The following is a 6424-nucleotide window of genomic DNA, read 5'->3' on the forward strand; positions in this document are numbered from 1 at the left end:
TTCGGTTCAAAGCGGTTAACAACAATAATGAGTCTGCGAGGCCTTCCGTGATCCAGTTTTTACTTAACCAGGAACTCCGTAGCGAGCACGCCCTGGACCCAAACCTGACCGTGCTCAATTATCTGCGCGACCATGTGGGCAAACCCGGCACCAAAGAAGGCTGCGCCAGCGGTGACTGCGGTGCCTGCACCGTGGTGGTTGGCGAGCTGCAAACGGATGACGACGGCCGCGAGCACATTCGTTATCGCAGCCTCAACTCTTGCCTGACTTTTGTGTCGTCGCTGCACGGCAAACAGCTGATCAGCGTTGAAGACCTCAAACACAAAGGCGAACTGCACAGCGTGCAGAAAGCCATGGTCGAGTGCCATGGTTCGCAGTGTGGCTTCTGCACCCCAGGCTTCGTGATGTCACTGTTCGCGCTGCAAAAGAACAGCGACCAACCAGACTCGCACAAAGCCCACGAAGCCCTGGCAGGCAACCTGTGTCGCTGCACCGGGTATCGCCCGATCCTGGAAGCCGCCGAGCAGTCTTGCTGCGGTAAACAGCCGGACCAATTCGACGCCCGCGAAGCCGACACCATCGCCCGCCTGAAAGCCATCGCGCCCACCGACATCGGCGAACTCAACAGCGGTGACAAGCGCTGCCTGGTGCCGCTGACCGTGGCCGACCTGGCCGACCTCTATGATGCATACCCACAAGCTCGCCTGCTGGCGGGCGGTACCGACCTGGCGCTCGAAGTCACGCAATTCCACCGCACCTTGCCGGTGATGATCTACGTCGGCAACGTCGCCGAAATGAAGCGCATCGAACGCTTCGACGACCGTCTGGAAATCGGCGCCGCGACCGCCCTCTCCGATTGCTACGAAGCGTTGAAATCCGAATACCCGGACTTTGGCGATTTGCTGCAGCGCTTCGCCTCTTTGCAGATTCGCAACCAGGGCACGCTCGGCGGCAACATCGGTAACGCCTCGCCGATTGGTGACTCGCCGCCCCTGTTGATCGCCCTGGGCGCGCAGATCGTTCTGTGCAAAGGCGAAACCCGTCGCACGATGGCGCTGGAAGATTACTTCATCGATTACCGGGTCACGGCGCGCCAGGAAAGCGAGTTCATCGAAAAGATCATTGTGCCCCGCGCCAGCGTCGAACAACTGTTCCGCGCCTACAAGGTTTCCAAGCGCCTGGACGATGACATTTCCGCGGTCTGCGCTGCGTTCAATCTGCGCATCGAAAACGGCGTGATCGCTGATGCCCGCGTCGCCTTCGGTGGCATGGCTGCCACGCCGAAACGCGCGAAAAGCTGTGAGGCGGTTTTGCTCGGTTCACCGTTCAACCACGCCACCGTCGAACGCGCCTGCGCCGCCCTGGGTGAAGACTTCACGCCGCTGTCGGACTTCCGCGCCAGCAAGGAATACCGCCTGCTCAGCGCGCAAAACCTGCTGCGCAAATACTTCATCGAACTGCAAACACCGCACATCGAGACTCGGGTGACCGCTTATGTCTAATCATCACGCTGTAGAGAAGACCCAAGCCGAACTGGCTGAACTGTTCGCCAAGGACCTGACCAGTGGCGTCGGCCGCAGCGTCAAGCATGACAGCGCCGCCAAGCACGTTTCCGGTGAAGCGCAGTACATCGACGACCGCCTGGAATTTCCAAACCAGCTGCACGTTTACGCCCGGCTGTCGGACCGCGCCCACGCGAAAATCATCAGCATCGACACCACGCCCTGCTACGCCTTCGAAGGCGTGCGCATCGCAATCACCCATGAAGACGTCCCGGGCCTGAAAGACATCGGCCCGTTGCTGCCCGGCGATCCGCTGCTGGCCATCGATGACGTGCAGTTCGTCGGTCAACCGGTGCTCGCCGTGGCCGCGAAAGACCTGGAAACCGCACGCAAGGCCGCCATGGCTGCGATCATCGAATACGAAGACCTCGAACCGGTACTGGATGTCGTCGAAGCCCTGCGCAAACGTCACTTCGTGCTCGACAGCCATACCCATCAGCGGGGTGATTCGGCCAGTGCATTGGCGAGCGCTGAACATCGTATTCAGGGCACGTTGCACATTGGCGGCCAGGAGCATTTTTACCTGGAAACCCAGATCTCTTCGGTGATGCCGACTGAAGATGGCGGGATGATCGTCTACTGCTCGACCCAGAACCCCACCGAAGTGCAAAAGCTGGTCGCTGAGGTGCTGGACGTGTCAATGAACAAGATCGTCGTCGACATGCGTCGCATGGGCGGTGGTTTTGGCGGCAAGGAAACCCAGGCGGCGAGCCCGGCGTGCCTCTGTGCCGTGATCGCTCACCTCACTGGCCAGCCGACCAAGATGCGCCTGCCGCGTGTCGAAGACATGCTGATGACCGGCAAGCGCCACCCGTTCTACGTCGAGTATGACGTCGGCTTCGACAGCACCGGTCGCCTGCACGGGATTGCGCTGGAACTGGCCGGCAACTGCGGCTGCTCGCCAGACCTGTCGGCCTCGATTGTCGACCGTGCGATGTTCCACGCCGACAACTCGTACTACCTGGGCGATGCGACCATCAACGGTCACCGCTGCAAAACCAACACCGCCTCGAACACGGCTTATCGTGGCTTCGGCGGTCCGCAAGGCATGGTCGCCATTGAAGAAGTGATGGACGCGATTGCCCGCCATCTGGGCGTCGATCCGCTGGCGGTGCGCAAGGCCAACTACTACGGCAAGACCGAGCGCAACGTCACCCATTACTACCAGACCGTTGAGCACAACATGCTCGAGGAAATGACCGCCGAGCTGGAGGAAAGCAGCCAGTATGCCGAGCGTCGCGAAGCGATTCGCCGCTACAACGCCAACAGCCCGATCCTGAAAAAAGGCCTGGCGCTGACCCCGGTGAAATTCGGTATTTCCTTCACTGCCAGTTTCCTCAACCAGGCCGGTGCGCTGATCCACATCTACACCGACGGCAGCATCCACCTGAACCATGGCGGCACCGAAATGGGTCAGGGCTTGAACATCAAGGTTGCGCAAGTCGTGGCCGAGGTCTTTCAAGTCGAAATCGACCGCGTGCAAATCACCGCCACCAACACCGACAAGGTCCCGAACACCTCGCCGACTGCAGCTTCCAGCGGTGCTGACCTGAACGGCAAAGCCGCGCAGAACGCCGCCGAAATTATCAAGAAACGCCTGGTCGAATTCGCTGCCCGTCAATACAAGGTCAGCGAAGAGGACGTGGAATTCCACAACGGCCACGTGCGGGTTCGCGATCACATCCTGACCTTCGAAGCGCTGATCCAACAGGCCTATTTCGCGCAGGTTTCGTTGTCGAGCACCGGCTTCTACAAGACCCCGAAAATCTTCTATGACCGCAGCCAGGCACGAGGTCGGCCGTTCTATTACTTTGCGTTTGGCGCAGCCTGTTGCGAAGTGATCATCGACACCCTGACCGGCGAGTACAAAATGCTGCGCACCGACATTCTTCACGACGTCGGCGCCTCGCTGAACCCGGCCATCGACATCGGTCAGGTCGAGGGCGGTTTCATCCAGGGCATGGGCTGGCTGACCATGGAAGAGCTGGTGTGGAACAACAAGGGCAAACTGATGACCAACGGCCCGGCCAGCTACAAGATCCCGGCGGTCGCGGACATGCCGCTGGACCTGCGGGTGAAGCTGGTGGAAAACCGCAAGAACCCGGAAGACACGGTGTTCCACTCCAAAGCAGTGGGCGAGCCACCGTTCATGCTCGGCATCGCGGCGTGGTGTGCGATCAAGGATGCAGTGGCAAGTCTGGGCGACTACAAACATCAACCGCACATCGACGCGCCGGCGACCCCGGAGCGGGTGTTGTGGGGCTGTGAGCAGATGCGTCAGTTGAAGGTGGCGAAGGCGGTTGAGGCAGAGCCGGAGTTGGCTTCGCTTTAAGACCGAGTCGCCTCCAATCGCTAGCAGGCTAGCTCCCACAGTGGATTTTTAGTGAGCACACATTCTGTGGCTAACAGAGATCCAAAGGTGGGAGCCAGCCTGCTGGCGATGAGGCCCGAACTGACTACACAGATGTCGAGGTGAAACATGTACAACTGGATCGACGCCCTCGCCGACCTGCAAAACCGCGGTGAACCCTGCGTGTTGGTGACCATCATCGAAGAGCTCGGCTCGACGCCACGCAATGCCGGCTCGAAGATGGTCATCAGCGCCCACCAGACGTTCGACACCATCGGTGGCGGGCACCTGGAATACAAGGCCATGCAGATCGGCCGCGAAATGCTCGCCAGTGGCAAGCAGGACACGCACCTGGAGCGCTTCAGCCTCGGCGCCAGCCTGGGCCAATGCTGTGGCGGCGTGACCGTGTTGCTGTTTGAACCCATGGGCCAGGTCCAGGCGCAGATCGCCGTGTTCGGCGCCGGCCATGTGGGCCGTGCACTGGTGCCGCTGCTGGCGAGCCTGCCCTGTCGCGTGCGCTGGATCGACTCGCGGGATGCGGAGTTCCCTGAGCAGATGCCCCACGGCGTGCGCAAGATCGTCGCCGAAGAACCGGTGGATGAAATCGACGATTTGCCCGCCGGCAGTTACTGCATCGTCATGACCCATAATCACCAGCTCGACCTCGAACTCACCGCCGCAATCCTCAAGCGCAACGACTTCACCTACTTCGGCCTGATCGGTTCGAAGACCAAACGGGTGAAGTTCGAACATCGCCTGCGTGATCGCGGTTTCGACAGCGCCGTGCTGCAACGCATGCGCTGCCCGATGGGCATCGGCGACGTCAAAGGCAAGTTGCCTGTGGAAATCGCCATCTCCATCGCCGGCGAAATCATCGCCACCTACAACGCCAATTTCGGCCAGCAAACGTCCAGCGCCGAACCGATTGCCAAGCTGCTGCCCGCTTCACGTCGCAGCCACGCTTCAAACCTGAAAGCCACGAATTGAGAACGACAATGCCTCTGACTCGAAAAGCCTACCGCGCCGCCATCCTGCACAGCATCGCCGATCCCGCCGAAGTGGGCATCGAAGCCTCCTACGAGTATTTCGAGGACGGCTTGCTGGTGGTCGATAACGGCCAGATCAGCGCCATAGGCCACGCCAGCGAATTGCTGCCGACCCTGCCTGCCGATATCGACATCACCCACTATCAGGACGCCCTGATTACCCCGGGCTTCATCGACACCCACATTCACCTGCCGCAAACCGGCATGGTCGGTGCCTACGGCGAGCAACTGCTGGACTGGCTCAACACCTACACGTTCCCGTGCGAAAGCCAGTTCGCCGACAAGGCTCACGCTGACGAAGTCGCGGACATTTTCATCAAGGAATTGCTGCGCAACGGCACCACCACGGCACTGGTATTTGGCAGCGTGCACCCGCAATCAGTGAACTCGTTCTTCGAAGCTGCCGAGCAGTTGGACCTGCGCATGATCGCCGGCAAAGTGATGATGGACCGCAACGCGCCGGACTACCTGACCGACACCGCTGAATCCAGCTACGTGGAAAGCAAGGCATTGATCGAACGCTGGCACGGCAAGGGCCGCTTGCACTACGCGGTCACGCCGCGTTTTGCCCCGACCAGTACGCCGGAACAATTGACCCTCGCCGGGCAGTTGCTCAGCGAGTATCCAGATCTGTACATGCAGACCCACATCAGCGAAAACCTCAAGGAAATCGAGTGGGTCAAGGAACTGTTCCCTGAGCGCAAAGGCTATCTGGACGTCTACGATCACTACCAATTGCTCGGCGAGCGCTCGGTCTTCGCCCACGGTGTGCACCTGTGCGACGACGAGTGCGCGCGACTGGCAGAAACCGGTTCGGCCATTGCTTTCTGCCCGACCTCGAACTTCTTCCTCGGCAGCGGCCTGTTCAATCTGCCGATGGCCGAGAAGCACAAACTGAATGTCGGTTTGGGGACGGACGTCGGCGGCGGTACCAGTTTCTCCCTGCTACAAACCTTGAACGAAGCGTACAAAGTCATGCAGCTGCAAGGCGCACGACTGAGCCCGTTCAAATCCCTGTACCTGGCGACCCTGGGCGGTGCCCGTGCGCTGCGTCTGGAAGACAAGATCGGCACGTTGCTGCCGGGCACCGACGCGGATTTCCTGGTGCTGGATTACAACGCTACGCCGCTGCTCAGCTATCGCTTGAAGCAGGCCAACAACATTGCCGAGACGTTGTTTGTACTGATGACGCTGGGCGATGACCGGACGGTGCTGCAGACCTATGCGGCGGGTGCGCTGGTGCATCAGCGCTAAGTCTTCAGGCATAAAAAATTCCCCGCCGCTTTTCAGCCCGGGGGATTTTTATTGCCTGCCAGAAAGATCAAAAGATCGCAGCCTTCGGTGTAGTGGTTCAGTTTTTTTAAACCATCCCGTAGGAGGATTAAGCCGCCTGTTGCTCGAACAGCGCAGGCGGCAAGTGGTTCGAGGCGGAGTGGCAACGGCGATAGTTGTAATGCGAGATGAAT

At 60.0% G+C, this 6424-nt stretch carries 5 protein-coding genes; 4 read left to right on the forward strand and 1 reads right to left on the reverse strand.

Annotated elements, in window-relative coordinates; all coding sequences use genetic code 11:
• The first annotated feature begins 47 nt into the window (after nucleotides 1-47).
• The 4 genes from xdhA (at nucleotide 48) to guaD (ending at nucleotide 6212) form a co-directional block, all read left to right on the forward strand.
• Nucleotides 48-1502, forward strand: coding sequence for a xanthine dehydrogenase small subunit (gene xdhA / locus GBC55_RS26530; RefSeq protein WP_162440791.1), 1455 nt, complete (start codon nucleotides 48-50; stop codon nucleotides 1500-1502).
• On the forward strand, nucleotides 1495-3894 hold the full coding sequence (gene xdhB / locus GBC55_RS26535) for a xanthine dehydrogenase molybdopterin binding subunit (RefSeq protein WP_162440792.1): 2400 nt from the start codon (nucleotides 1495-1497) through the stop codon (nucleotides 3892-3894). Before xdhA ends, xdhB begins: the two co-directional genes overlap by 8 nt.
• 147 nt (nucleotides 3895-4041) lie before the next feature.
• A complete protein-coding gene (gene xdhC, locus GBC55_RS26540; protein WP_162440793.1) occupies nucleotides 4042-4899 on the forward strand; it encodes a xanthine dehydrogenase accessory protein XdhC in 858 nt (285 codons plus the stop codon).
• Between the two features lie 8 nt (nucleotides 4900-4907).
• A complete protein-coding gene (guaD, locus tag GBC55_RS26545) occupies nucleotides 4908-6212 on the forward strand; it encodes a guanine deaminase (RefSeq protein WP_162440794.1) in 1305 nt (434 codons plus the stop codon).
• A 32-nt stretch (nucleotides 6213-6244) separates the two neighbouring features.
• On the opposite strand, the gene GBC55_RS26550 is transcribed toward guaD, so the two are convergent.
• Nucleotides 6245-6424: hypothetical protein (locus tag GBC55_RS26550; protein WP_218576876.1), on the reverse strand; the 180-nt coding region annotated here is incomplete at its 5' end.

The organism is Pseudomonas sp. TNT3, assembly GCF_010095445.2.
Lineage (GTDB): Bacteria > Pseudomonadota > Gammaproteobacteria > Pseudomonadales > Pseudomonadaceae > Aquipseudomonas.

Excerpts from the sequence above, each read along its gene's own strand:
- xdhC (WP_162440793.1), top strand. The coding sequence starts at position 4,042 with ATGTACAACTGGATCGACGCCCTCGCCGACCTGCAAAACCGCGGTGAA.
- guaD (WP_162440794.1), top strand. The coding sequence starts at position 4,908 with ATGCCTCTGACTCGAAAAGCCTACCGCGCCGCCATCCTGCACAGCATC.
- xdhB (WP_162440792.1), top strand. The coding sequence starts at position 1,495 with ATGTCTAATCATCACGCTGTAGAGAAGACCCAAGCCGAACTGGCTGAA.